General features: G+C 55.8%; 22 protein-coding genes and 1 tRNA gene. 11 read left to right on the top strand and 12 right to left on the bottom strand.

Annotation, left to right across the window (positions count from 1 at the left end; translation table 11 throughout):
* Window positions 1-33 precede the first annotated feature (33 nt).
* The 4 genes from B3075_RS04940 to B3075_RS04925 all read left to right on the top strand — a co-directional run bounded on the left by B3075_RS04940 (window position 34) and on the right by B3075_RS04925 (window position 5,022).
* Window positions 34-642 carry a hypothetical protein gene (locus tag B3075_RS04940; RefSeq protein ID WP_094135997.1) on the top strand — a complete coding sequence of 203 codons (609 nt, stop codon included), beginning with the start codon at window positions 34-36 and terminating at the stop codon, window positions 640-642.
* A 495-nt stretch (window positions 643-1,137) separates the two neighbouring features.
* The gene (locus tag B3075_RS04935; protein WP_094135999.1) at window positions 1,138-2,583 is read left to right on the top strand and encodes a Gfo/Idh/MocA family protein; all 1,446 of its coding nucleotides are present in this window, start codon (window positions 1,138-1,140) and stop codon (window positions 2,581-2,583) included.
* A 332-nt stretch (window positions 2,584-2,915) separates the two neighbouring features.
* Complete coding sequence (gene eboE, locus B3075_RS04930) at window positions 2,916-4,058, top strand: metabolite traffic protein EboE (RefSeq protein WP_290488360.1); 1,143 nt, start codon at window positions 2,916-2,918, stop codon at window positions 4,056-4,058.
* A gap of 4 nt (window positions 4,059-4,062) precedes the next feature.
* Window positions 4,063-5,022: a hypothetical protein gene (locus B3075_RS04925; protein ID WP_290488359.1), complete on the top strand. Its 960-nt coding sequence runs from the start codon at window positions 4,063-4,065 to the stop codon at window positions 5,020-5,022.
* Between the two features lie 18 nt (window positions 5,023-5,040).
* Here B3075_RS04925 and B3075_RS04920 read toward each other — a convergent pair whose 3' ends face one another.
* Together B3075_RS04920 and rpoN are read right to left on the bottom strand one after the other, a co-directional pair.
* Window positions 5,041-6,195 (bottom strand): MFS transporter, encoded by a 1,155-nt coding sequence (locus tag B3075_RS04920; RefSeq protein ID WP_290488393.1) that lies wholly within the window; start codon window positions 6,193-6,195, stop codon window positions 5,041-5,043.
* 149 nt (window positions 6,196-6,344) lie between these two features.
* On the bottom strand, window positions 6,345-7,733 hold the full coding sequence (gene rpoN / locus B3075_RS04915; protein ID WP_290488358.1) for an RNA polymerase factor sigma-54: 1,389 nt from the start codon (window positions 7,731-7,733) through the stop codon (window positions 6,345-6,347).
* 142 nt (window positions 7,734-7,875) lie between these two features.
* Between rpoN and B3075_RS04910 the strand changes: the two genes are divergently transcribed.
* The 4 genes from B3075_RS04910 (at window position 7,876) to B3075_RS04895 (ending at window position 12,968) form a co-directional block, all read left to right on the top strand.
* A complete protein-coding gene (locus B3075_RS04910; protein ID WP_180974692.1) occupies window positions 7,876-8,586 on the top strand; it encodes a GDSL-type esterase/lipase family protein in 711 nt (236 codons plus the stop codon).
* 211 nt (window positions 8,587-8,797) lie between these two features.
* On the top strand, window positions 8,798-9,397 hold the full coding sequence (locus B3075_RS04905; protein ID WP_290488357.1) for a manganese efflux pump MntP family protein: 600 nt from the start codon (window positions 8,798-8,800) through the stop codon (window positions 9,395-9,397).
* A 108-nt stretch (window positions 9,398-9,505) separates the two neighbouring features.
* On the top strand, window positions 9,506-11,734 hold the full coding sequence (locus B3075_RS04900; RefSeq protein ID WP_290488356.1) for a discoidin domain-containing protein: 2,229 nt from the start codon (window positions 9,506-9,508) through the stop codon (window positions 11,732-11,734).
* 16 nt (window positions 11,735-11,750) lie between these two features.
* The gene (locus B3075_RS04895) at window positions 11,751-12,968 is read left to right on the top strand and encodes a hypothetical protein (RefSeq protein WP_094136007.1); all 1,218 of its coding nucleotides are present in this window, start codon (window positions 11,751-11,753) and stop codon (window positions 12,966-12,968) included.
* A 231-nt stretch (window positions 12,969-13,199) separates the two neighbouring features.
* On the opposite strand, the gene B3075_RS04890 is transcribed toward B3075_RS04895, so the two are convergent.
* From B3075_RS04890 to B3075_RS04865, 6 genes are all read right to left on the bottom strand, one after another.
* Window positions 13,200-14,579, bottom strand: coding sequence for a replication-associated recombination protein A (locus tag B3075_RS04890; RefSeq protein WP_094136008.1), 1,380 nt, complete (start codon window positions 14,577-14,579; stop codon window positions 13,200-13,202).
* 107 nt (window positions 14,580-14,686) lie between these two features.
* A complete protein-coding gene (locus B3075_RS04885) occupies window positions 14,687-15,082 on the bottom strand; it encodes a hypothetical protein (protein WP_290488355.1) in 396 nt (131 codons plus the stop codon).
* Window positions 15,083-15,446: 364 nt separating this feature from the next.
* Entirely contained in the window at window positions 15,447-16,373 is a 927-nt protein-coding gene (locus B3075_RS04880; protein WP_022197172.1) for an NAD-dependent epimerase/dehydratase family protein, read from the bottom strand.
* Window positions 16,374-16,399: 26 nt separating this feature from the next.
* On the bottom strand, window positions 16,400-17,494 hold the full coding sequence (locus B3075_RS04875; protein WP_022197171.1) for a phosphotransferase enzyme family protein: 1,095 nt from the start codon (window positions 17,492-17,494) through the stop codon (window positions 16,400-16,402).
* Window positions 17,495-17,506: 12 nt separating this feature from the next.
* Complete coding sequence (locus B3075_RS04870) at window positions 17,507-18,415, bottom strand: sugar phosphate nucleotidyltransferase (RefSeq protein WP_172973262.1); 909 nt, start codon at window positions 18,413-18,415, stop codon at window positions 17,507-17,509.
* A gap of 75 nt (window positions 18,416-18,490) precedes the next feature.
* Window positions 18,491-19,210 (bottom strand): hypothetical protein, encoded by a 720-nt coding sequence (locus tag B3075_RS04865; RefSeq protein WP_290488354.1) that lies wholly within the window; start codon window positions 19,208-19,210, stop codon window positions 18,491-18,493.
* 103 nt (window positions 19,211-19,313) lie between these two features.
* Here B3075_RS04865 and B3075_RS04860 point away from each other — a divergent pair, with 103 nt between their 5' ends.
* The 3 genes from B3075_RS04860 (at window position 19,314) to B3075_RS04850 (ending at window position 21,951) form a co-directional block, all read left to right on the top strand.
* Window positions 19,314-20,006 (top strand): M50 family metallopeptidase, encoded by a 693-nt coding sequence (locus B3075_RS04860; RefSeq protein WP_022197168.1) that lies wholly within the window; start codon window positions 19,314-19,316, stop codon window positions 20,004-20,006.
* A 57-nt stretch (window positions 20,007-20,063) separates the two neighbouring features.
* Window positions 20,064-21,584 (top strand): proline--tRNA ligase, encoded by a 1,521-nt coding sequence (proS, locus tag B3075_RS04855; RefSeq protein ID WP_022197167.1) that lies wholly within the window; start codon window positions 20,064-20,066, stop codon window positions 21,582-21,584.
* A 292-nt stretch (window positions 21,585-21,876) separates the two neighbouring features.
* Window positions 21,877-21,951, top strand: a tRNA-Gly gene (locus B3075_RS04850).
* Between the two features lie 250 nt (window positions 21,952-22,201).
* On the opposite strand, the gene B3075_RS04845 is transcribed toward B3075_RS04850, so the two are convergent.
* From B3075_RS04845 to B3075_RS04830, 4 genes are all read right to left on the bottom strand, one after another.
* Window positions 22,202-22,465, bottom strand: coding sequence for a hypothetical protein (locus B3075_RS04845; protein ID WP_290488353.1), 264 nt, complete (start codon window positions 22,463-22,465; stop codon window positions 22,202-22,204).
* A 168-nt stretch (window positions 22,466-22,633) separates the two neighbouring features.
* Window positions 22,634-23,044 (bottom strand): hypothetical protein, encoded by a 411-nt coding sequence (locus B3075_RS04840; protein WP_290488352.1) that lies wholly within the window; start codon window positions 23,042-23,044, stop codon window positions 22,634-22,636.
* A 781-nt stretch (window positions 23,045-23,825) separates the two neighbouring features.
* A complete protein-coding gene (locus B3075_RS04835) occupies window positions 23,826-24,104 on the bottom strand; it encodes a hypothetical protein (RefSeq protein WP_252922533.1) in 279 nt (92 codons plus the stop codon).
* Window positions 24,105-24,207: 103 nt separating this feature from the next.
* Window positions 24,208-24,381 (bottom strand): hypothetical protein, encoded by a 174-nt coding sequence (locus B3075_RS04830; RefSeq protein WP_290488351.1) that lies wholly within the window; start codon window positions 24,379-24,381, stop codon window positions 24,208-24,210.
* Window positions 24,382-24,826: the final 445 nt, after the last annotated feature.

Below are 24,826 nucleotides of genomic sequence, written 5' to 3'. Positions count from 1 at the left end.
TCCAGTCGGGAAGCTTCAACCGGAGTTTCAATCATGAAAATAATCTCGTTCATCATCAAGACACTGTGCGCGGGCACCGTCGGTTCCCTCGCCTGCCAGGCCGCCATGCAGGCTTACGCGGATGACGTTCCCTCCACCTTCGTGGAAGGAAACTATTCCCCGGAAGTAGCCAGCTACGTGCAGAGCATCGCAGGCGTGGCGCTGGCCTCGGGCATTCATGATGATGACGAAAACGCCACCGGCAGTTATCAGGTTCTGGTCCAGGTCCTCAACAGCGGCAATGTAACGGAATTGCCGGAAGACCTGAAACGGGCCATTGAGATGCTGACCGACTACGTTCCCGACCCGAACGCGATCATCCAGCCGGTTCTGTCCAAAAAGCAGATCGAAAGGATGAGGAAAATGGCGGACCGCATTGAAAACCTGATGGAGGAAAAATACGGAGTGGACCTGGAAGACTGCATGAACATCATGAAGCGTGCGCTGGCCCCGTCCATCCCGGACATCCTCCGCTCCTGCGGCATGGAAGGCTCCCGGCTGCCCGCCACCACCGCTTTCCGCCCCAGGCTGGGCAAGGCTCTGAATGAGGCCTATGCCAGGCTTGCGGCTCCACAACTTCCCGCCGCCGGCATGGCGCCATAACCGGACCATCTACGGATGATCGGGAAGATGATTCCGATTCCACGGCATGCGGGCCCCAGCCAAGGGCCCCCTGGATAGAAGCCGCAGGAAACGGAATGATCTTCCCCTTCTCCGGGAACGGAAACGGCAGCCAGCGTCGGCGGCAACAAGCAACACCCTCCGGATGTCCTCCGATGCAGGGCCGATCCTTCGGAACGCGGAGCGGCGATACGCCCGCTCCCCTGCTTTATTCCCAAGCAACGGCATGCAACATCGGCACAACCGGATGATGCCCTTACAAGCCCCGTCCTTCCTGCTCTGCGGCAGGGACGGGGCTTTTTCCATGTCCGGGATTTTCAGAAGGCGACGGTCTTCCCTCCTGATTCCCTCCCGGAATCAGGAACGCTCCTTTTTGACAGCGGAATGCATTTTTTTCACCATCCGTGAAAGAAAGATTCTCAAGCCGCAGTACCTGTGGTAAACTGAGAATTCAAATCTTTCATATAATTACCATTCATGGATCATTCATCATCACGCCGTCGTTTTCTTCAGACTCTGGGCCTGGCTACTGGCGCCCTGGCTGCCGGTCCCTTTGCCAACGCCCAGGAAGTCGCCCCCCTGGCTCCCAAGAAAATCACCATTCCGGACCCGAATAACATCGGCCCCATGACCACCTGGCCGCCGCGCAAGCCCGGCGCCATCTACATGGGCGGCTTCAGGGCTCCCAAGCTGGACAAGGTGCGCGTAGCCTTTGTCGGCGTGGGTGAGCGCGGCTCCATGCACGTGGGCCAGATGGCCGTTATAGAAGGCGCGGAAATCGTCGGCATTTGCGACCTGTATGAAGACTGGGCCAAGCGCAACGCGGACGTCGTGGAAAAGAAGACGGGCAAGCGCCCCCCCATTTTCACGAAAGGGCCGGAAGACTACAAGCGCATGATGAAGGAAGTCAAGCCGGACGCCGTCATCGTCTGCCCCAGCTGGGAATGGCACTGCCGCGTTACCTGCGACGTGATGAAGATGGGCGCCCACGCCTTTGTGGAAGTGCCTATGGCCGTCTCCATCAAGGAACTCTGGGAAATCGTGGATACCTCCGAAGAAACCAGGAAGCACTGCATGATGATGGAAAACGTCAATTACGGACGTGAAGAACTCCTGTACCTGAACATGGTGCGCCAGGGCGTCATCGGCGATCTGTTGTACGGAGAAGCCGCCTACATCCATGAACTGCGCAACCAGATGAAGCAGGTGGAACGCGGCACCGGTTCCTGGAGAACCTACCACTACGCCAAGCGCAACGGGAACGTGTATCCCACGCACGGCCTCGGCCCCATCGCCCAGTACATGAATCTGGCCCGCAAGGACGACTGCTTCGGCCGTCTCGTGTCCTTCTCCAGCCCGGCCCTGGGCCGTCCCGCGTACGCCAGGAAGAATTTCCCGGCGGACCACAAGTGGAACAAGCTGGACTTTGCCTGCGGCGATATGAATACCTCCATCATCAAGACCACCATGGGCCGCACCGTCCTGGTGGAATGGGATGAAACCAGCCCGCGCCCCTACTCCCGCCTGAATCTCATCCAGGGAACCCTGGGCACCCTGGCCGGCTTCCCGACCCGCGTAGCCGGCGAAAAGCTGGGCAATGGAAATTATCACGAATGGATTGAGGGCAAAGAAAAGCTGGCCCCCATTTTTGAAAAATACGAACACCCGCTCTGGAAGCGCGTCGGTCCGCTGGCCCTGAAGATGGGCGGCCACGGCGGCATGGACTTCGTGATGCTCTTCCGCATCATCGAATGCCTCCGCAATGGCGAACCGATGGACCAGAACGTTTATGAAGGAGCCTTCTGGTCCTCCGTCTCCGAGCTTTCCGAATACTCCGTGGCCCAGGGCGGCATGCCCCAGGTGTTCCCGGACTTCACCCGCGGAGACTGGAAAACGACCGCTCCGCTGGGCATTGTCCAGTAACAGCCGGTGACCTTCCCCGGCCCGGAGCTTTTCCGCCTCCACGGCGCGCTTCCAGGCCGGGGCAAATGCCCTCTTTGCAAAAAAACAGGCCCAGCTTGCAAGCGGCCTGTTTTTTATTGTGTCAATGACATCCAATTCCAGAAGTTGAAAAACGCTGCAAGCGCCCCACTTGTCCGGAAAGGCTCCGTATGGCGCCAAAAAGCGGAATTCCATGAAATTTTTTTCCTCTCCCGGAACGTATACAGGATTGAAAAACGTTTAACGGGGCATGTTTTCCGCCCTGTCCCTCTCCCATAGGGGAATGCCGTTTCCTTTACATCGCACACGCCTCCATGCTTTCCTACTGCACCAATATTCATCCCGCCGAATCCTGGGCGGAAACCAGGGAAGCCCTTTTCACCTGCGTTCCCCGCATCAGGCAGGAACTCGCGGCAATGGACTCCCCTTTGAAGAATCTCCCGCTGGGCATCGGTCTGCGCCTGTCCGCCAGGGCGGCGGCGGAACTTCTGGAAACGCCGCACGCCGTGGAAGCCCTGAAATCATGGCTGGATGACCAGGGCGCGCGCGTGGAAACCCTCAACGGTTTCCCTTACGGTAATTTTCACGGGCAGCGCGTAAAAGAGCGCGTTTTCCAGCCGGACTGGACTACACCGGAACGTTTTGAATACACCTGCAACCTGTTCCGCATTCTGGCGCTCATTGGAGACGAACAGGCTGACAGGCTGACCGTCAGCACGCTCCCTGCCTCACACAGCTGGTTTCATGCGGATGAAGAACGCCTCTTTTCCCGGCTGGACGCCATGAGCGGATTCCTGGATATGCTGGGCAGACAGACCGGCCGCCTGATGCAGCTGGGGCTGGAGCCGGAGCCATTCGGTCATTTTCACGATACGGAAGGAGCCATCCGTTTCTTCAACGGCCTTCGCAACTATTCCCGCCGTCCCGAACTGATCGAACGCCACCTGGGGCTGACATACGATACCTGCCATTTCGCCATTCTCCGGGAAGAGCCGGAAGCCACTCTTTCCGCCTGGGAGGAGAACAACATCGCCCTCTGCAAGGTTCAATACTCCAACGCCCTGGAATGCCGCGTACGCGGTGAAGAAGACCTGGAACGCCTGCGCCAGTTTGACGAAGGCGTTTATTTCCATCAGACCAGCATCCGCAACCAGGACCGCACCATGCTTTTCCCGGATCTGCCCAATGCCCTGGCCTATGGACGGGACTATGCGGAGGAAACGCGGGATTCCCAATGGCGCATCCATTACCACATTCCCCTGTACGCTTCTCCGGAACCACCCTTGAAAGGCACGGAAGAATTCATCCTGAAAACGCGCCATTTCCTCCGGGACCGCCAAGGCCCGCAGCCGCACCTGGAGGTGGAGACCTATACCTGGAGCGTCCTGCCGGACCACATGAAGATGCCCCTGGCAGCCCAGATTGCCCGTGAACTGCATTACATTGAAACCCTGTAACGCCATGACGCCCCGCATGCATCCCTACGCCGTCCTGTCCTCCGGATTCCTGCTGTTGTCCACCGGTCTTTTCTCCTGCACGCTGCTTTCCACGGTTTCCTCCGGGGGACCGGAAACGCCGCGGACCCTGGGCGCGCGCATGGAAAAACACACGGAAGTCCTGCAAAAAGACATCGGGGCCAGAAACGCCGGCCAGCCCAAATCCATGGAAGCCGCCGCCAAATACATCGCCGGGAACTTCTCGGACATGGGGTACGCCGTCACCATGCAGCCGGTATCCGGAGGAAACGCGGAAAAAGGAGAGGCCATTTACAACATCCTGGTTTACAAGCCCGGCCTGTATTCCAGCAACCAGAGCATCGTCGTGGGGGCCAATTACGATTCCAGCGGACGGCGCAACAACGGCAGCGGAACAGCCCTGCTGCTGGAGACGGCGCGAGGCCTGAAGGACATCCCCACCAATCACAATATCTATTTTGTCGCGTACGCGAATGGAGCGGAACCCACGGGGAAATCCATTCCTTCCGGCGCCTGCGTGCATGCCGGCGCCCTGAGCGGCAGCATCGGGGCAGCCAACATCCTGGGAATGATCAATCTGGAACCCCAGAAGCCGGATGCCGGAGGGGAACGAAAACAGCCGGCCCCGGAATCCTCCCGGGAAGCCGTTCTGTTCGTGACCACCCCGCACGGCAGGAAATTCGCAGGCCAGTGCGCCGCCCCCTTCGCCAAATCCTGGGATCAGGCGCCCACAACCTTTTACCGGGAACCTTCCGCCCTCACAGGCAATGACCGCCATTACGCGGTCCTGGGCATTCCCACGGTCTCCTGCCGGTGCAGGTATCCCGTCACGGATGCCCGCACGGAAGAGTATGTGCAGGCGCTGACGGACATGATCCACCAGGTAGCGGACAACGACGCGCCCGAACCGGCAAAAAACGCCGATCAGGACGGGAAAACATCCTGACGTTTCCCTCCCTCCCCGTTACCGGGACAGCTTTCTCCTTCCGTGGCCCCCGCCCAGCACCAGCACGGGCATGAAGGAAAGAGCCACCAGCGCAATAACCATAGGCATCCAATTATCGGAATACCTCTGCATCAGGAACGAAGTCAGGGACGGGCCGGCCAGTGTGCCGACGGAATAACTCAACAGCAGCAGCTGGTTCATGGTCACCAGTTCATCCCGGGAGGCTTCCTCGCATCCCCAGGCCATGGCAACAGGGTACAGGGAAAATCCGGCCAGCCCCAGAGCAATCAGGGAGGGAGCCATCAGCCCTCCCTTCAGCATCAGCCCGGCACAGGCCGCCGCCACCAGCAGGGACTGGCATTTCATGACGAAAGCGCGGCCGTACCTGTCCGCCAGCCTCCCCATGGGCCACTGCCCCAGAATGGCAGCGGCAATCAGCAGGGCCATCCAGTATCCCACGGAAGAGTGGCTCATGCCCTGGCGCTTCAAAAACAGGGGCATCAGGCAATAAATAGTACCCAATACCACACCGGAAATCACACATCCCACAATGCCCAGAAAGACGCTGCGGCGCCTCAGCAGTGTCCGGATCTCCACATGGGAGGAAGATGAAATCTCCCCATTGCCCGATTCCAGACGCGCAAACATCAGCGGAACCATGCCCGCTACTGATAAAATGCACACTTCCGTTGCAATCAGGGACATATCGCTGGGGAACCAGCCCAGAAGCAGCTGCCCCAGCACCGTACCCAGATAATAAACCACCATGTAGGAAGCCAGAAGAATGCCGCGGGTTTGCAGCGTTCCGGCCCTCAGCAGGGCGCTCTCCACCACCACCCAGACCAGGGCGCAGCTGATCCCCGCCAGCAGCCTGAGGCTGCTCCAGGCCGGCATGCCGGGAAACACAGGCAGCAGAACGGTGGACACCGCGCACAAAAGGCATGCATATTGGTAACTTCCTTTGAATCCGGCCCTTCGGATCACGCCGCCAGCCAGCAGCGTGCCGGCCAGGTTCCCGAGAAAAAAGAAAGCCCCCACCAGCCCCGCCTCCCAGGTGGCGGCATCAACTTGCTCCATCCACAGGGGAACAACCGTATTCAACACGGCAAACGCCACTGTCTGGAAAAAAAGCCCCGCCAGCAGCAGGGCAATAGGCCAGGTAAATGTACGCATCACGATAAAGCGGGGACTATAGCACCAAAGCCGCACCAGTCAACCGTCTCTTCCGCCGGAAAGAAAAACAAGAAAAGCGCCTTAAGAACAAAAGACACATTTTATTGAATGTGAATTATTAAAAAACAATTCAAAAAGATAGGAAACTGTCATATTCCCCGGCGCAGGGAAGCGGGCAGTATCTTCATCTGCTCCCGGTATTTGGCCACCGTCCTGCGGGCGATGTTCACCCCTTTTTCCCGCAGCGCAGCCGCCAGCCCGGCGTCACTGAGGGGTTTGGAAGAATCTTCCTCCGCAATCAGCCGCCGCATCAGCTCCTGGACGGCGCCGGAAGCCATGGCTCCGGAGGCCACCCCATCCGGGGAAACGCCGCCTTCAGAAGGAACTCCCGCACTGAAAAAGGATCTCAGTTCTTTCATCCCCCACCTGCACAACAGGTACTTGTCCCGGCACGCCCGGGAAACCGTGGAAACGTGAACGCCCATCTCCTCCGCCACCTCTTCCATGCCCATGGCCTTCAGGCGGGAGGGACCGGACCTGAAAAAATCCTCCTGCCTCCGCACGATGACGCGGGCCAGGCGCAAAACGGTCTCCTGCCTCATATCCAAAGCCCGCAACAGCTCCTGGCCCTCCCGGAACGCCCTGCGGAGATACTGCCTCAGCTCCCGGCTTCCGGCCCCCTCCGCCATCAGCTCCATATACCGTTCATTCATGGACAGGCGCGGAAGATACTCGGAAGTGAGGGCAACCTCCAGCGCGCCGGAAGGGTTTTCCTCCACAATGACGTCAGGCAGCAGATGAGGGTTGCCTCCGGGGGCGTAAGCCCCCCCCGGATCAGGAGTCAGGCTTCTAATCACCTCCAGGGCTTCCGCCACGGCGCCCGGTTCCACGTCCAGCAGGTTCGCGGCTTCCTCATATTTGTGCGCCGCCAGTTCCCGCCAGCAGCGCTTGACCAGGCGGAAAGCGAGCGAACGCTTCAAACCGCGCTGTTCAAGCTGAATCAGCAGGGAATCCCTTAAATCCGCAGCCCCCACTCCGGGCGGGTCCATTTCCCTCAGCGCAGCCAAAGCTTCCCCCATGTCCCGCATGCTGAAACACCCCTGCTCTTCCAGCTCCTGCGGAGACTCCGTCAGAAATCCGCGTTCGTCCAGAGCGTCAATCAGCAGGAACAGGGCGTCCCGGGCGCGCCCCGTTAATGCGGAATGCTGCGCCTGGTTCATCAAATGGGTTTTCAGGGATTCCGGAGCCACTACGGATTCATACATGAAATCACGGCGTGCGGCCGCATCCTCAGAAAGGCGGCCTTCCGCCGTAAACTCATTCCACCCGTCTTCCCGTTCATTCCTGTCATCTCCGTCCTCCAGCGCTTCCGGGGAAGCGTCCGGCAATTCCTCAAGCATGGGATTGGTTTCCAGCGCCTGGCGGACAATCTGCCTCAATTCCAAAGCGGAGGCCTGGAGAATCTGCATTCCCGTCTGCATGGACTGGGAGACGGCCATCTGACGCGTCATTCCATGCTGCAGGGATACCTCACTCATACGGCCCACAAGCTACACCACCCCCCGGAATCTGGCAAGGGGGAACACCCTGCCGCAAAAGCTGCCCGCACACCGCAACAGCGAAAAAAAGGCCATCACTTTCATGTGGCGTTTTTGGAAAGCTCCCGTACAATAAATGCCCATGAAGATTTTACATATACTTGCTTTCTCCCTGCTGGCCTCTCTTCTCTCCACGGCTGCGCCGTCCCCTCTGGTTCCGCTGCCGCGGGAACAGCCCCAATGGTGGAGAAAGCAATATGAACAGCAGGTGGAACAAATAAAGAACAACCCCTGCGGCGTCCTTTTCCTGGGAGATTCCATTACGGACTACTGGAAAAGGGAAGGGAAAACAATATGGGAAAAGGCGTTCGCCCCCTATCATCCCTGCAATTTCGGCATTTCCGGGGACCAAACCACCAATCTGATTTACCGCATCACGGACTCCGGTATCCCGGCCCAGACGGATCCCAAACTCTGCATCGTCATGATCGGCACCAATAATACCGGTCATTTCAAAGGAGGAGAAGCTCCGGAACAAACGGCTATGGGCATTCTGGGCGCCGTTGAACACCTGCTGGTCAGGTTCCCGGACACCCACGTCCTTCTGCTGGGCATCTTCCCGCGCGGCACAGGACCGCAGGACAAGCTGCGCCAGCATAACGACCGCATCAACGCCGTTCTGGCCCAGTGCAAGCTGCCCCGCACCACGTACGCCAACATCAACAGGCGTTTCCTGGATTCCGCCGGAAAACTGCTCCCCGGCATCAGCAGGGACAATCTGCACTTTACGGAAAAAGGCTACGCCATCTGGGCGGACGCCGTGCTGCCCTATATCAAAAAATACTGCAAATAGCTTTCTTTCCCATCCTCAACGCATGGCTGCCGGAAGACGTCTTTCCATCAGTCATGCGTGCGGTCCGGGAACATGCATGCAGGAGACATGCCTCCCCGGCTGAAAGATGGAATCAAGCCTCCACCGCCTGTGACGCATCCGGAACCCGGAAGAAACGCAAGGAACATAAAAATTGCTTTTTGCCGGGGATGTCCTAGAGTGCCTCTCCGCAATGAGCATGCCGCTTGCCGACTTGATATTCCTGGCTTTTGCCCTCTCCGTGGACGCTTTCGTCGTGGCGTTCTCCTACGGTTTGCTCATTAAGCAAAAGCGTTTGAGCAACGGAATCAGGCTCTCCCTGTCCACCGGGGCCGGTCAATTCCTGATGCCCGTGCTGGGCTTTTTGCTTACAGGCTCCGTGCACCGGTATATTGCGGCCTGGGATCACTGGCTGGGCTTCGCCGTGTTCACGTTCCTTGGAATTAACGTCCTCCGCGAAGGATGGAATCACCGCAACGGAGAAGAGGATATGCCCCACGTCGCCAGCCTGACGCTTCCTACCCTTATGGCCGTGGGAATCGCCACCAGCATCGACGCGCTGGTGGCGGGCGTCAGCATTTACCTTTCATCCGCCCAGTGCGGAACCGGCCCCACCCTTCACGCGGTGCTTCTCCCTGCCGCCGCAATCGGCCTCACCACGTTCCTGTGTACGGCGGCTGGCTTTTTTCTGACCGGACGGCTGCACCGCTTCCCGACCTTCCATCTGGAAGCGGGAGCCGGGCTCATCCTCATCGGCCTGGGCGTCAAAATGCTCTGCGACCATTTGTGCTGAAATGTACCACGAAGGATGATAAAAACGTCTTTCCAGCACCGTAGTAAGCAGAAAAACGCACTGGCTCCCTCCCCCCTCTTTCTGCTATTATCAAGTAATCCTTTCCACATGAATATTTCACACCTTCTTCTCTGCACCTCCCTGCTCGCGGCGCCCGTCTGCGCGGCGCAGGGCCTGACGGAACCTGAAACGGAAACGCCGGCCTCCGCCAGCCGTCTGCCGGCGCCCCTGGCACAAAAAATTGCCTCCGGAGACTTTGACGGTCTGCAGACGGAACTGCGTTCCACCCTCCTGAAGGCAGGAGAACAAACGAAATCCGAACAAAAACTGCTCCAGAACAGGCAGTACCGCCATTTGCTGGACATTCACGAACTCCTGCGCGTCACGGGACCGGACAAGGTGAAAGCCGTGTTCTCCAAAAGCGCACAGGATGCCGCTTTCATCAAAACCTTTTTACAGGATCCGGCATGGATAGAGCTTTACCTTGGAGCGGGCCTGATTCCGGAAAATTCACCGGAAGGTCTTCAAATTCTTTCCGACATCTGGAAAGCGGACGGCAAGAGCCCGGATTTCCGGAATTACCAATCCCTGGCCACCGGGCTGGCCTCTGTCTTTTCCTCCGGCCCCATGGCGGGAAGGCTCAAAACCAACTCCGCCAACAGCAATCCGGTGCGCCGCTACCGGATTTTCAAGAAACTGCATCAGGAAAACAAGCTGCATCCGGGATTCATCAAGCTGCGCCCATGGGAAATGCGCTTCGTCGTAGGAAGTCCCTGGGACGATAAATCCTACGAATGGAGCAATGAACACGTCAATCTCCCCTGGCGGCGGTACACGGCCGCCTGCTGGGCCGCCCCTTATACGGGCCATAATTTCTTTGGCGATACCATTCAGGGACCGCTTTTCTACGTGCCGTGGAGGGATCTTCACACGACTGCGGAAAACACGCAGATCATCGGCGGCGTCTGCGGCGGCCTCTCCTACTTCGGCACCATGGCGGCCCAGGCTCACGGCATCCCGGCCTATCCGGTAGGGCAGCCCGGCCACTGCGCGTACGCCGTGCGCGTGAAGCGGGGGGAATGGAAAGGCGGCTTCGGCGGACCGGACGGAGGCATGCACAACCATATCTTCGGCTCCCAGGCCCCAACTTCCTACCTGCTGATGGAAAACGTCTTTGCTGACAACGACAAGGCGGACCAGGCCTACCTGTGGGCCGCCCAGGCCCGGCTGGACGAAGCTTCCGGCAATAAGGACAAGGCCATCCAGGCATGGGAGGAAGCGCTCAGGCAAACCCCTCTGCACCCGTTCTTCCGCACGGAACTCCAACGTCTGCTGATGGAAAAGAAAGGCATGCAGCCTATCGACTGGTACGTTTACGCCAAGGATGCCCTTTCCCACTATCAGGGCAACGGCTTTGCCGCATTCGACATCCTCAAGGACGTGCAGAATAAATTCCTGATGGATATTCCGGCGGAAGACCGGATTGCCTGGTTCCGGGACCTGCATGAAGCCATCGCCACCACCCCCACATCCTGGGCAGTGAAATTCCAGCCCGTGCTGGACGCCCAATCCGCCTTCCTGGTCAATCCGCAGGAAAAAGCGGCCTATCTGGAAACAGTCCTCTCCACCCACCTGAAAACGGGAGACGGCACCAATTTTGGCCAGGCGTTGGAATGGGGAGTGAAAAACTTCGTGGAAAACGGCCAGGCGGACGTCTTCTCCAACGCATTCGCCAAGGTAGCCCAGCAAACGGAAAAAACCGGAACCTCCGGAAAAGCCCCCGACCCCAAAAAGCTGAAGGAAGCCTACGGCACAGCCATCTACGCCACGGAAACGGCCCGCTCCATTCCGGCCTTCCAGGCCTTGAGCAAAGCGGCGGCCACTTTCTCCGGCGCCAATATGGCGAGCAATACGGTCAAGGCGGCCGTTCCGCAGGGCTGGAAACTGGTGCCCGCAGACGGCATGGTCCGGTGCTCCACCACAAGCCGGTGGGACACTCCCTGGGATCATATCAACCTGCTGCGTCCCTGCGGGGGCGCCCAGCATACGGACAAGGAAGCCAGTCCGAACGTCATTGTAGAACTGAAAAACGGCGTAAACCTGGCCGGGCTGGTAATCACCAAGCGCAACGGCAATGAAGACCGGATGAAGAAGATGGAGGTTTCCACCTCCACGGACGGAGCCACCTGGTTCCCCCTGTCCGCCACGGAAAACATGCCCAAGGAATGGGTGATCACCGCCCCGGAAAGCGCCAGAGCCAAGTGGATCAAGGTGGAAGCCAAAAACGCACAGCCGGAATTCATGCATCTGCGCCATATCCTCGTTTACGAAAAATAAATTCTCCATTAACGCCATGCTTCATCATATCCATACCGTTTCCGGCCTGCTGGCCGCAGCTCTCCTCCTGTCCGCCCCCGTCCAGGCGGCCCTCCCCGCCTACAGCGCCGTGAAAGACGAGGCGAAAACCGTCAATAAATACATGATCGTCGTGTGGGCCGGCACGGACTGGTCCCCCAAGTCACGTGAAATCACCCGCGCAGTGGAACACCTGGCCAAGAACTCCCCGGAACCCGTGCTCTGGTGCATCCAGGACGAACGTGAGGAAATGACGGAAGAAGAGCAGAAACTGCCCAAGCCCCCCGGGGAAATCTGGAACATCCCCGCCATTCAGGTGGTCTCCCCCACCGGAAACATGGTATTCCTGTCGGAAGGCGTCTCCAGGGAAACATTGCCAGCCGTCATGAAGCAGGCGATGGAAGCCGTAAAACAGCAAAACAAAGCCAATGCCCTGTGGGAAAAAGCCGCCGCTTCATCCGGAACGGCCGCGGCCCTTCTTTACGGAGAAGGGCTTCAGCAGCTTCCTCCTTATGCGGCCTCATCCAGAAAGGATATTCTGGAAAAAATCAAGAAGGCGGACCCGGAAGATACCAAGGGCGTGCACTTCAAATCCACCTTCAATCATCTGCCCTACATTGAAAAAGTGCAGAGAATGGTGAATGATTCCGCCAAAGACGGCGGGCCAAAGGATTACAAAATCGCCCATGCCTATGTAAACAAACAGCTCAAAATCCCCGGCCTGACGCCCCTTCAAAAACAACAGGTCATGGCGGCCAGGTTCTGGCTCTACCGCCATGAGGGGAAAAAGGACCAGGCGCTGAAGACCCTGACGGACATCGCCAGGATATCCCCTAAAACCCTCATGGGAATAGGCGCCCAGAACTACTACCGCTACCTGACGGAACCCGTCACCCTGAAAAGTCCTCACTTCACGGGCTACGACCTGCGTCCGGAACTGACGCCTACCCGCGTTAACGTCAGCAGCATGCTCGACGGCCCCGGAAACTACAAGATCACCTTCAAGATGAACAACGGAGGCTGCAATATCCGCAATCCCCGCTTCATGAAGGGCAACCGCGTAGTCAGCGAACTGCCCAAGGACCGTCAGGACAAAAACGGGCGCGAATTCACCCTGCGCCTCTCCGGTTCGGAAAAGCCGGACCTGGTTTTCGACTGCCAGGGACACGGATGGTTTGATGCGGACTGCGACATCATCGTGACCAAGGAATCCTGATTCTTGCCGGCAAACAAACACGCCGCCATATCACAACCTTCACAGAGGCAGGATATTCCCAGGGGATTTCCTGCCTTTTTTCCGGAGAGGGAATCATTCCCAACCGGCGCTCAAGCGGAAGCCGCCCCACTCTCCCTGCCCTTTGCCGGCCCAGGCCGAACAACATTCCCGGCAGCTTCAAGGGAGCAATAAGAGAAACATTCTTCTCATTCCCGCGTCTTCAAGGGAGGATTACCCCTTCTTCCCGTCTTCCCTCGCGTTCTCCGCCAGTTGGCGTCGGTACTCCATGCGCTCCCTGATCCGCAGTTCCAGTCCGTTTCCGGTGGGAGTGTAATACACGCGGCCTTCCGGGAGGTAGGCCTGGGGAACGTAATGTTCCGGATAGTCGTGGGAATACAGGTATTCCAGCCTGGCGGCATCCGCGCCTCCGGCAGCGGCCAGCTTCTTGCGCGTGGGCGTCCGGAGGTGCTCCGGCACGGCCAGCGTTTTCCCATTGCGCACGTCATCCATGGCGGCGTTGATGCCCATGTAGGCGGAATTGCTCTTGGGAGCCGTCGCCAGGTAAACCGCAGCATGCGCCAGCGGGATGCGGGCTTCCGGCATGCCGACCATTTCCGCGGCGCGCGCCGCATCCAGAGCCACGCGCAGGGCGTTGGAGTCCGCCAGCCCTACATCCTCCGACGCGGCGATGACCAGCCTTCTTCCGATAAAGCGGATATCCTCCCCGGCTTCCAGCATCATCCCCAGCCAATACAGGGCGGCGTCCGGGTCAGAGCCGCGCATGGATTTGATGAAAGCGGAAATCGTATCGTAATGGGAATCCCCCAGGCGGTCGTACCTGATGGCCTTGCGCTGGATGGATTCCTCCGCGACGGAGATGTCCACATGAATGACGCCGTCTTCCCCCGCGGGAGTGGACAGGACAGCCACTTCCAAAGCCGTGAGCGCCTTCCTGGCGTCTCCGTCCGCCTTGGCGGCCAGATGGTTCAGGGCATCCTCCTCCATATCCACGCGGAATGCGCCCAGCCCGCGCACCTCATCCGCCAGGGCGCGCTTCAGCAGGGCGGCCAATTCCTCCTCCGGCACCGGTTCCAGCGGAAAGACCTGGGAGCGGGACAGCAGGGGGGAGTTAATCGCAAAATAGGGGTTTTCCGTGGTCGCTCCAATGAACCTGACCGTTCCCTTTTCCAGATGGGGTAGCAAAACATCCTGCTGGGCCTTGTTGAACCGGTGCAGTTCATCCACGAAGAGGACGGTTTTCCGCCCGTGCATGCTCATCCTCATCTGGGCCTGGGCTATTTTTTCCCGGATGTCCGCTACATTGGATTCCACGCCGTTGAGCATCATGAAATGGGCATTCGTCGTCCGGGCGATGACGGCGGCCAGAGTAGTCTTCCCGCAACCGGGAGGCCCGTAGAAAATCAGGGACGTGAACCGGTCCGTCTCAATGGCCCGTCTCAACAGCTTGCCCGAAGCCAGCAGATGCCTCTGCCCGGCCACTTCATCCAGGGCGCGCGGACGCATGCGCGCGGCCAGCGGCATGGCGGAAGTATCCGCTCCGGGCTCAAAACCTTCCCGCGCTTCCGCTTCCTGTAAACTGAACAAATCCATCGGAAACACTTTACCCGGTTGAAAGGCTGGAGAAAAGGCCAATCCCCGGAATCCTGAAAGTTTGGCGGAAGAGACACCGTTTCCCCCCTCAGGAAAGAAAGGCGCCTTTATCCCAACCTGGACCAGAAGGACAGCATGAAAACCATGCTGACAGGGGCCAAAATACTGAACAGCAGCCCCGCCACAGCCAATCCCCTGCGGTTCACCTCCCAGTAATGAAGGGAGGCGATCAGCATCCAGATGGGAATCACAACCATGTGGACGAGAGCCAGAAGCCCCCAGCCTGCCAGCACCAGCAAAAAGAGCCATGACTGCGAGCCGTCCGCATTATTGCTCGGCATGACAAGGCCAAAGAAGCGGTACACAAACAAAAAGAAGACGAATACGGCAAAAGGTATCCATCCCCAGCGGGCTTCCTCCTTCCGGCGGGCCATGGCCAATTCGAAACAGGGATCTTTAAACGCAGGCCATTGCTTGGCGGAAGAATCTCTGAAGAAACGCATATCGCCCGAAGTCTCTATTATCGCACCTTTCTTCCGTCAATGATATTCAATGCCAGTCCGGCTTTTTCCCGCAGAAAATTTTTTCCTCTAACAAATACGGGACATCGGCTTCAGCCAATTACCTTATTGTCAAACCAAAGGACTGTGAAAATTCATGAAAAACTTTTGACCATAAATCATTTTTTCATTCTTCCTCCCCCCGCTCTTCTTCTTTTCCCATGATGGGAAAAGTCTTTTTGCATGATCCAAATTTCAACACCCGTCCAATTTGTCATACACATCCCCAATTTCCCATAAAAAAGACTGCCTCCGCTACAGGAGCGGAGACAGTCCGGAGTAATATAAAACCGGAAATTACGGAAGGCTACCTGCCCAGAATTCCCTTGAAGTATTCCAGCGTCGTCGCCAGGCCTTCCGGCAAAGTATGCCTGGGCTGCCATCCGGCATTGCGGAGCTTGTCCGCACAGGCGCGGGAATGCTTGACGTCTCCCGGACGTTCCGGCGCATGAAGCACCTTGGAGGAAGATCCCGCAGCCTTGATGATGTTCTGCGCCAACTCTTCAATGGTGATCTGGCCGCCGTAACCGGCATTGAACACGCCGGTGACTTCCGGGTGTTCCGCCACAAAGGTCAGGGCTCCTACAATGTCTTTCACATAGATGAAATCGCGCGTCTGGGAACCGTCCCCATACACGGTGATGTCTTCCCCCTTGACAGCTTTTTCAATGAAAATGGGCACGGCCGCAGCATAGGCGCCCTTGGGGTCCTGCCGAGGGCCGAAGACATTGAAGAAGCGCACGGCCGCCGTATTGATTTTTCCTTCCGCCCGGAACATGTTGAGGTAGTATTCCCCGTCCAGCTTGGTAATGGCATAGGGGCTCTTGGGTTCCGGGTACATGGTTTCCAGTTTGGGCACCGTAGGATTATCTCCATAAATGGCGGCGGAAGACGCCAGCACGATTTTTTTGACTCCGGCGGCGGAAGCTTCCTCCAGCACGTTCAGCAAACCGTTGACGTTGATGTCGATGCATTCGCCGATCTTGCTCATGGATTCCGGCACGGAGACGAGCGCGGCCATATGGAAAATATAGTCCACCCCCTGCACCGCCTGGCGCACCAACTCCCGGTCGCAGATGGAACCTTCGATGAATGTGTGCCTGAGCCCTTCCAGGTTTTTGAGATAGCCCGTGCGCAGGTTGTCCAGCACACGGATTTCTTCCGCCTTATCCTGATAGTGTTCCACAATATGGGAACCGATGAATCCGGCGCCGCCGGTTACGAGAATCTTCATGTTTTTCCGATGTTGGTAAATATTGATTAATAGCGGTCCACAATGGCCTTCATTTCATCCATCTGCGCCTCAATGGATTCCACCAGGGCCATCTGCGTACGGCAACGGTCCAGGTTGTGTTCCGGACGGTGGATTTTAAAATACACGTCACCGGACAGGTAGTCCGTCAGGAAGCGGATGCCGCATTCCATCGTGAGCAATTTGCCGGAGAACGGCAGCAGGCTCTTTTCCAAAGGCGTCAGGAAACTCTTGGCGGAACTCAGGTAACCCTGCACCAGAGCTTCAAACATGAACATGCGCATCGTGACCTTGGAGACGTCCTTTTCATCTTCCGCGGCGGGAGACGTGGCCGTCCGGATCATGTCGCCGAAGTCGTAAATGGCGGAACCGGGCATCGTGGTATCCAGGTCAATCACGCAAATGCCTTCTCCGGTTACATCGTCCAGCATCACATTGTTCAGCTTGGTATCATTGTGCGTACAGCGCAGGGGCAATTCCCCGGATTTCAGGTAATCCACCACCATGTGGCAGTCCGCCTCGCGGGAAAGATACCAGTCTATTTCCTTCTGCACTTCCTTCACGCGCCCCAGGGGGTCGGACTGGATGGCTTCTTTCAGAGCCGCCAGGCGGGAAGTAGTATTGTGGAAATTGGGAATGGTTTCGAACAGGGGCTCTCCGGGCAGGTCTGCCGTGAGCTTCTGGAACTCGCCGAAGGCGCGCGCCGCTTCCTGGCACTGCTTGGTAGTTTCAATCTGGTCATACGTGCGTGCACGTTCAATGAACGGGTACACGCGCCAGCAGTTGCCGTCCGAATCCAGGGCGTACGGCTTGCCGTCCACGGAGGGAACCAGCGTGAGAGTGCGGCGGTAAGCTTCCGGGCACTGTTCCTCTTTCAGGCGCTTCAGAGCGTGGTCCGTTACGCGCTTTACATTCTCCATCAGGGGGATGGGCTGCTTGAACACATTATGGTTCACGCGCTGGAGGATGTAACGGATACGCTGTCCCGCCTGATCCACCCAGATGCAGTAGGTGTCGTTGATGTGGCCGCTGCCGTAGGAGTAACCGTGGACAAAATCGCCGCGGAGATCGAACAGGGTTGATACAGCCTTGAGATCGTGCATAGGAAAAAAGGCTTAGTTGAGCTTTTCAGGGTATACGCCCTGCTGGATAAGTTTGTTGATGCCTTCCACAACCATGGGCTTATCCCCCGGATAGGTCATGCCGAACCAGGAGGAAGAAGTGGGAAGAACGGCGCAATCGGCCCGGTCCGCATGAATCAGGGCATCCACCACGGTGGGAATAAAGCATTCGCTCTTGGGTTCCTGGCCGTGTTCTTTCAGGAAGTCAATGAAATGATCTTCCGTCAGTTCAATGAAGGAGGGGGAGAACAGCCAGAAATTCATGGAAACCAGTTCTGCGGGATCCACCGGCAGGCGTTCGCCCTTCAGGTTGTTTCCGCGCACGACGCCGTCTTCGTCAGCCTGGATTTTCACGAATTCCTCCACGCCGTCCAGCAGGCCGTCCTTGATGGAGCAAATGCCGCGGTTCACGTCCCCGTTGTCGGAGAGGGTATTCTTCAGCGGATAGCCGATCATGCCGTAATGGGCCTTGCCGGGTTCATCCGTAGTGGAAGTCAGGAACTTGGCGGCCTGCACAAAAGCGTCCGCACCGTAAAAGTCATCCGCATTCACTACGGCAAAGGGTTCCTTCACCACGTGGCGGGCGGCACGCAGGGCGTGGGCGGTGCCCCAGGGCTTTTCCCGGCCTTCCGGCACGGAGAAACCTTCCGGCAGGTCGTCCAGAGACTGGAAAGCGTAATCCACCTCAATCTTGCCGGCAAAACGGCTGCCGACCTTTTCCTTGAAAATATCTTCAAAGTCACGGCGGATAATGAATACCACTTTTCCGAAACCGGCCCGGATGGCATCATAAACAGAATAGTCAAGAACGACTTCCCCGTTGGGGCCCATCGGATCAAGTTGCTTGAGACCGCCGTAACGGCTGCCCATGCCAGCTGCTAAAACAAGAAGTGTAGGCTTCATCATACGCAGACCATTATGACCAAGCCTCCCCGTTTGGCAACAGGAAAATGCCGGAAAACCGGAGAAATCCGCCCGTTAAAAAACGTAAGAGCACCAAAGCCCCAGCACTACTTTTTTGAAATCGTCCCGCCCGTAGCCGCAATACCATCCCAGGAAAGGCTCCACCCGCAGACCGCCGGAAACGGCCCACAGCGCCCCCGTGCGCACCATCAGCTCTTTCAAGCCGTTCCTTCCCAGATAATCATGGGCAAAGCCCAGGGAAACCGTATTCACCATGGCGACAGATTCGCACAGCAGGGGCTGCCAAGTAACGCCCCACTGGGAATACACCCCCTCCTGTCCGGAATCATACAGGAGGGAGCCGCGGAAAGACCAGGAAGGAGTGGGGTTCCATTTAAGGGAAAAGCCCGGCTCCGCCCCGTTCTTCAGAGGGCAGGAATCATACCGCTGTCCGTTGACAAAAAAACCGGCCGTGCATTCGTCCGCCAGATAATACTGGACTTCTCCGTGCAAGGTGGTCTGGCTGAAATGGCGGCGCTGCCAGTTGCGGATGGCGAAAAGTTCCCCGCTCACCGCCCAGGAATCCGACAGGGAGGCTCCGCCGGAAATCTGGCCCTCCAAGGAATCCCCCCCCATCTTTTCTCCCCGGTGGACATAATAGGAACGGTAGCCGCCAAGCATCTCCCCGCCCATGCGGATGGGGGAACGGCCGTCCACCTCCGTCAGGGGCGGCGGCCCGTCATACCCCAGGACGGCCTGCACGGCACAGCACGGAATGATGAAAAACAGCCTCATGAAAACCGTTTAACACAATTCGCTGCGCCTCTCCAACGCCAAAACGGGGCATGCACATTCTCCGGGCTTGGCAAAACGGGAATCTGCCCTTACCCTCTCGCGCATGGTTCATTTCACCCTGTTCGGGATACCTGTTTACATCCGCCCCAGCTTCTGGGTGGTGCTGGCCATTTTCGGCGGCGCCCTCAGCATCAGCAGCGTGGAAGATCTCATTTATCCGGCCCTGTTCGTCATTGCCGGCTTCATCGCCATCCTGTCCCATGAAATGGGGCACGCGCTGGTGGGACGCAGGCTGGGCGGCGGCCAGCAGACGATTGTTCTGGAACTCTTCGGCGGCCTGACAAGCAGCCACGGCATGCAATTGACGCGCGGAGGCAGGGCCCTCATGATTCTGGCGGGCCCCATGATGACCCTGCTGCTGGGCATCATCAGCCTGTGGCTCACCTGGAACATCGTCGCTCCCGTCATGGCCTCTCACAACCTGGACTTCTGGGACCTGGCCATCAGCCCCTTCACAGCGGCGCTCATCTCCCCCAAGCTGTACATCCTCTCCTGCCTCATCATGATTGGAGAATGGTGGACCCTCCTGAATCTGCTGCCCATCTATCCCCTGGACGGCGGCCAGCTGATCGCCCAGTACATCCGCTCCCCCAGGAAAGTATTCATGACCGGCTTCATCACGGCCATCCTCATCGGACTGCTCAGTTTTCAGCTCTTCCACGGCTACTTTATCCCCATCTTCATGGCCCTCTTCGCCTACAGCAATTACCGGGAATACAAAAACGCCCCCTTTTAACAGCATTCCGAATTTCCTTTGCGGGCTCCGCCCGTTCTATTCAACAAACCATCCAATATGTCTCAACAAACCGCAATCTCCCCTACCCGCGCCCAGGATTTCCCCGAGTGGTACCAGCAAGTCATCAAGGCCGCCGACATGGCGGAAAATTCCGAGGTGCGCGGCTGCATGGTCATCAAGCCATGGGGCTACGCCATCTGGGAACTCATTCAGAAAGACCTGGACCAGCGCTTCAAGGACACCGGCCACACGAACGCCTATTTCCCCCTCCTGATTCCGATCTCCTATCTGGAAAAGGAAGCGGAGCATGCCGAAGGCTTCGCCACGGAATGCGCCGTAGTCACCCACCACAGGCTGGAAGCGCAGAAGGATGAAACCACCGGCAAGACACGCATGATTCCCACCGGGGAGCTTACGGAACCCTTCGTCATCCGGCCCACTTCGGAAACCGTCATCGGCGCGGCTTTCGCCCGCTGGACCTCCAGCTACCGCGATCTGCCCCTCAAGGTCAATCAGTGGTGCAATGTGATGCGCTGGGAAATGAGACCCCGAATCTTCCTGCGCACAGCCGAATTCCTGTGGCAGGAAGGACATACGGCCCATGAAACCCGGGAGGAAGCCATTGAGGAAACCCTCACCATGCACAAGGTTTATGAGGAATTCCAGCGGGACGTGCTCGCCATCCCCACCATTCCCGGGGAAAAGACGGAGGCGGAACGCTTCCCCGGCGCGGAGCAGACCTACACGGTGGAAGCCATGGTGCAGGACCGCAAGGCCATCCAGGCCGGGACCTCCCACTTCCTGGGGCAAAACTTCTCCAAATCCCAAAACATCTGCTTCGCCGGACGGGACAACACCCAGCAATTCGCATGGACGAGCTCCTGGGGCGTTTCCACCCGCATGATCGGAGCGCTCATCATGATGCACTCCGACGACGACGGACTCGTCTGCCCGCCCCGCGTCGCTCCCCAGCAAATCGTCATCATTCCCGTCACGCCTAAGGAAGAAAGCCGCCAGGCCGTTCTGGACCACTGCGAGGAGCTGGCGCGCACCCTCCGGGCCAAAACCTTCCATGGCCAGCCGCTGCGCGTGCTGGTGGACAAGCGCGATCTGGGCGGCGGCGCCAAGAAATGGGAATGGGTGAAAAAAGGCGTGCCCGTGCGCCTGGAAATAGGCCCCCGGGACCTGGAAAAAGGCTCCGTCTGCCTTCAGCGGCGTGACCGGCCCGCCAATGAAAAATCCTTCGTCCCGGAAACGGAACTGATCGATACCGCTGCGGATATCCTCCAAAGCATCCAGGACGCCCTGCTTCAGCGGGCCATTTCCTTCCGGGACTCCCATATCCGCCCTGCCTCCACGCTGCGGGAATTGGAAGAAAACTTCTCCGGTGAGGGAGACGCAGACTGGCTCCAGGTGCCGTGGGACGGGTCGCCGGAAGAAGAAGAAGCACTGGCTAAGCGGCTGCGAATCTCCATCCGCTGCATCCCGCTCGGCGAACTGGGCCAGGGCGAACCGGCTCCCTGCATCCTCACCGGACGCATGACGACACGCCGCGTTCTGTGGGCCAGAAGCTACTGAGCCCTCTGATTGTCCCTTTCAACGGGATTGTTCCAAGGCAGGCCCAAACGGGCCTTTACGGAACAATCCCGTTTTTATACGCCCCTCCACCGTTTTCCCAAAAACAGCATCAACAAGGAACGGAACAACATGTATCGCAGACCAGAACTCTTTCTTCTCCTGTGTCCCCATGCCGGCGGCGACATCCGTATTCCGGGAAAACAGGATTTTTTCTCTAAAAAAATCTTGCCAAGACCGGAAAACCTTATATACTCCTTGGCACACGGACGCTGTAAGGCTCCAATCATTTAAAGCGGATGTAGCTCAGGGGTAGAGCGCAACCTTGCCAAGGTTGATGTCGTGGGTTCGAATCCCATCATCCGCTCCAACTTTTTTATAGCAAAAGACCCGCACAAATCTTGATGATGTGCGGGTTTTATATGATGGCCCGTACAGAAAAAACTGTCTCCCCCTATTGCAAAACCGTCACAGGAAACATTTGTATCTGCCCTGGTGAAGCCCTCCGGACGCTCATCCTTCATGGCAGACGTTACCGGTTTTCTCAGGCATGTCCTGCCTTATTGTTTAATGACTTAGTGTTTATCCTCTGAAACCTAGGCGGACTTATACCCACCGTATCAAGAACCTATAGCGACCCCTATGGTCATGATGACAAGCCATGTACCTGACAATATAAGCGCAATAAGATCGTCTTTTCTGTTCGAATTCACGATGATGCCACACAATCCCCAAAACAGGCTTGTAAATTGACCGATGAACATTGCCAATCCTAATGTTATAGATAGAGAGACAGGAAAGCTAATGTTTTTGCCGAATAGTGTTACACAAGCTATAGGAAACAGCGCTATCCATCCGATGAGTGAAGGAGTGTAAGATTTCATGATTAATGATGGCGCATGCCTGAAATCATCTTATACCGCTTCTTTCATCAGTTGCCGCAGGAAGTTAGTCGGCAACGAGAACATATGGCTCCATCCATCAAGAATCAGAAAAAGATGAACCAAAAAGAGCGATTCCCGTAGAAATAGGGAACATAATTCCGCATTTATCTAATAGAAAAGTCTCCACGGAAAATATATTTTTTCGCAATAAGTAGTGTAAGGATAACCATTGCTCGGAGGGGCCATGATTTGTACTTCGATACGGCAGCCTTTCACGAGGTCTGGGTTGTTTAACAGATACTCCTCAACTTCCGGAGGAATCCGGGCATTCGTTCCGTCTTCGACAACGAAACGAAGACCACAAGTTTTACTTCTCCAGGAAGCTCCATCGCCTGTTAATTTCATTCCATGCCGGGCAAATATCTTATGGAGTTCCAAATCCTTTTCCACTGTTTCCAACAGAGTTACACTCCTCTCATAACCGTCTCCCGTATCTATGGCCGACCAGAAGAGGGAGAACGGTAAATAAATGAAGTAAAGAGCGGCTATTCCTATGACGATCCACATTTTCTTTTTCATCTTAAATAATTTATTAATTCTCTTTTTGTTTATTCACAAGGCACTCTTCCTTCCCCATAGCCTCTATGCCCTTGAGGAGCTGGAGCCAGAAGAGGAGTATCAGGGGCAAACGGGGCTACAAAACCAGCTCCTTCCACGATTGCACACGCCCATCCGCAGCAATTTCTTGCTCCCGAGTTGTATAATGAATATAGAGGGACATTCTTTTCATCTTCCCGGATCTGCTCTTCAACTTTACTTACTGACTCAGGACAGGCTTTATAAGTGTAGGAATTTCTAGGATCGGCAGCTCCTTCATTATGGGCATCATCCTGAATTTCTCCGGCTCCAACGCCTAAAGCGCCTTTGTGCCAACTTCCGGGGTAGAGACCTCTCTGCATATTGGGCGTTTTGACCCAAGCATGTCCTACATTTCCTAGCAAATTCCTGAATGGTTTAACCAGAATAAAAATTTCCTGTATTTCATATTCGCAACATTCCCTTCCTGCGTCATCCGCAATTTTAGAGTATTTTACACCATCCTTGCAACATTCCGTTTCAGCATCTTCAGAAAGGCCAAGCGTATCAGAGTACAGGCATGTATTGTTCTTGACGAAGATATCAAGATGCCATCCGTTTACCCGCCGGTAAAATTTCTAATATTCCATTTATGTCTAAAGAATCACCATATTTAAAATGATATTACACAACAGATGAAGGAAAATTAAATAATGGAATCAGAAAAAATATTAATCCTGTTTACGCAATTAAATAATTAGTATGAAATTTATATCCATACCCATTATTGTTTAGGATGATGTTTCCCCTCAAAAGGAGTATGTACTTTGCCCGAAAGCCATGTCCCATCTATAGGAGATATGTCTATATAATATGATCCAGGAGAAAAAAAGGTCTTCTCTTCTTTATTTCGTTTTGCATATAAAATACCTTTACGCAGAACAAAATCGATGCCAAAGAAATTTACAGGCTGATTTTCTTTAATTATAATTTCTTGTCGTATTCTCTGAGTTGAATGGTAAGATGTTACAAAGACTTGAATTTTTTTAGTAGAATCTTTCAATATAATCTTATTCGGTTTCATATGCCGATTTTTATTTTTTTCAGATACTGCGCAGCTATTCCATAATATGGGAAACAGGATGAGCAAGCCTCCTAGAATATATTTATTGATTTTCATCGCACGGGCATTCGATATTTTTTAAAATAGCATCTATTTCATGTTGATTGACGCTTCCACTATATTCCCCCATCATATGTCCTTCGTGTCCTTTATTAGGAACAGAATTTAGGGAGCCATTTGGTTCGATCTCATCGTGATAATCATCGGGAAGTCCCATAAGATGGCCGGCTTCATGCGCATAAATCCATGGATCTGCCTGGAATTCCCATACTCCATATCTGCCTCCAACTCCATTAACATAAGAACGATGAGATGAATCTGATGTTATTTCTATACGGAATTATATAGAACAATCTTGCTGTAAGATTTTTAGAATATTCTGATTCCTTGATATCCAGTAAATTGCTCCGACGAAAAAATAGATAAAATTAAAAAAATAAAGTAAATAATTACAAAAATTTATATATGATTCACATAATTTTTTTATTTAGAGCATAATGAAAACTATAGACAAAATTAATTATTGAAAAACATGCAAAAAATATCATATATGAAAACATAATAACATTGATTGTTTCTATTGAAAATATCTCTAAAGCAAAAACTATAATTATATTCAAAATGCAAAGAATAATTAAGAAAATGAGACACATTTTCTTAAT

Source organism: Akkermansia sp. UBA7090 (assembly GCF_002493465.1).
Lineage (GTDB): Bacteria > Verrucomicrobiota > Verrucomicrobiia > Verrucomicrobiales > Akkermansiaceae > Akkermansia > Akkermansia muciniphila_A.
Note: the sequence above shows the minus strand (reverse complement) of the source record. Positions and strands in the feature narration are given on the sequence as shown.

Excerpts from the sequence above, each read along its gene's own strand:
- B3075_RS04940 (WP_094135997.1), top strand. The coding sequence starts at position 34 with ATGAAAATAATCTCGTTCATCATCAAGACACTGTGCGCGGGCACCGTC.
- B3075_RS04935 (WP_094135999.1), top strand. The coding sequence starts at position 1,138 with ATGGATCATTCATCATCACGCCGTCGTTTTCTTCAGACTCTGGGCCTG.
- eboE (WP_290488360.1), top strand. The coding sequence starts at position 2,916 with ATGCTTTCCTACTGCACCAATATTCATCCCGCCGAATCCTGGGCGGAA.
- B3075_RS04925 (WP_290488359.1), top strand. The coding sequence starts at position 4,063 with ATGACGCCCCGCATGCATCCCTACGCCGTCCTGTCCTCCGGATTCCTG.
- B3075_RS04920 (WP_290488393.1), bottom strand. The coding sequence starts at position 6,195 with ATGCGTACATTTACCTGGCCTATTGCCCTGCTGCTGGCGGGGCTTTTT.
- rpoN (WP_290488358.1), bottom strand. The coding sequence starts at position 7,733 with ATGAGTGAGGTATCCCTGCAGCATGGAATGACGCGTCAGATGGCCGTC.
- B3075_RS04910 (WP_180974692.1), top strand. The coding sequence starts at position 7,876 with ATGAAGATTTTACATATACTTGCTTTCTCCCTGCTGGCCTCTCTTCTC.
- B3075_RS04905 (WP_290488357.1), top strand. The coding sequence starts at position 8,798 with ATGAGCATGCCGCTTGCCGACTTGATATTCCTGGCTTTTGCCCTCTCC.
- B3075_RS04900 (WP_290488356.1), top strand. The coding sequence starts at position 9,506 with ATGAATATTTCACACCTTCTTCTCTGCACCTCCCTGCTCGCGGCGCCC.
- B3075_RS04895 (WP_094136007.1), top strand. The coding sequence starts at position 11,751 with ATGCTTCATCATATCCATACCGTTTCCGGCCTGCTGGCCGCAGCTCTC.
- B3075_RS04890 (WP_094136008.1), bottom strand. The coding sequence starts at position 14,579 with ATGGATTTGTTCAGTTTACAGGAAGCGGAAGCGCGGGAAGGTTTTGAG.
- B3075_RS04885 (WP_290488355.1), bottom strand. The coding sequence starts at position 15,082 with ATGCGTTTCTTCAGAGATTCTTCCGCCAAGCAATGGCCTGCGTTTAAA.
- B3075_RS04880 (WP_022197172.1), bottom strand. The coding sequence starts at position 16,373 with ATGAAGATTCTCGTAACCGGCGGCGCCGGATTCATCGGTTCCCATATT.
- B3075_RS04875 (WP_022197171.1), bottom strand. The coding sequence starts at position 17,494 with ATGCACGATCTCAAGGCTGTATCAACCCTGTTCGATCTCCGCGGCGAT.
- B3075_RS04870 (WP_172973262.1), bottom strand. The coding sequence starts at position 18,415 with ATGAAGCCTACACTTCTTGTTTTAGCAGCTGGCATGGGCAGCCGTTAC.
- B3075_RS04865 (WP_290488354.1), bottom strand. The coding sequence starts at position 19,210 with ATGAGGCTGTTTTTCATCATTCCGTGCTGTGCCGTGCAGGCCGTCCTG.
- B3075_RS04860 (WP_022197168.1), top strand. The coding sequence starts at position 19,314 with ATGGTTCATTTCACCCTGTTCGGGATACCTGTTTACATCCGCCCCAGC.
- proS (WP_022197167.1), top strand. The coding sequence starts at position 20,064 with ATGTCTCAACAAACCGCAATCTCCCCTACCCGCGCCCAGGATTTCCCC.
- B3075_RS04845 (WP_290488353.1), bottom strand. The coding sequence starts at position 22,465 with ATGAAATCTTACACTCCTTCACTCATCGGATGGATAGCGCTGTTTCCT.
- B3075_RS04840 (WP_290488352.1), bottom strand. The coding sequence starts at position 23,044 with ATGAAAAAGAAAATGTGGATCGTCATAGGAATAGCCGCTCTTTACTTC.
- B3075_RS04830 (WP_290488351.1), bottom strand. The coding sequence starts at position 24,381 with ATGGGACTTCCCGATGATTATCACGATGAGATCGAACCAAATGGCTCC.